This window comes from Oleiphilus sp. HI0066, from assembly GCF_001635725.1.
The window spans coordinates 1-454 of sequence record NZ_LWFH01000708.1; the positions used below are offsets into that span (position 1 = coordinate 1).

The 454-nt window shown below is 46.7% G+C and carries 1 pseudogene; it reads left to right on the top strand.

Annotation, left to right across the window (positions count from 1 at the left end):
* Nucleotides 1–454: pseudogene (locus A3738_RS08815) on the top strand (nicotinate phosphoribosyltransferase); the annotation flags it as partial.

A 454-nucleotide genomic window follows, 5' to 3' on the forward strand; every position in this document is an offset into this window, starting at 1 on the left:
GAAGGTTATGTGGCGCCAGTTAAAAACGCCATGGTTCAAGTAATCAATACCGATCCAAACTGCGCATGGTTAACCAGCTATGTTGAAACGGCATTGTTGCGAGCTGTCTGGTATCCAACAACGGTGGCAACTGTTTCTTGGAATTGCAGACAAGTAATTAAGCGCTTTATGGAAGAAACTGCCGATAGTGTCGAAGGGTTGGATTTTAAATTACACGATTTTGGCGCTCGCGGAGCAACGACTGAAGAAGCCGCAGCTATAGGTGGTGCGGCAAACTTAGTCAACTTCATGGGTACGGATACTATCAGTGGTATTTTGGCAGCAAGAAAATATTACGGGGCTGAAATTGCAGGCTTCTCGATTCCAGCCGCAGAACACAGCACGATTACGAGCTGGGGTAAGGATAACGAAAAAGAGGCTTACGCCAATATGCTTGATCAGTTCAGTGGCCCAG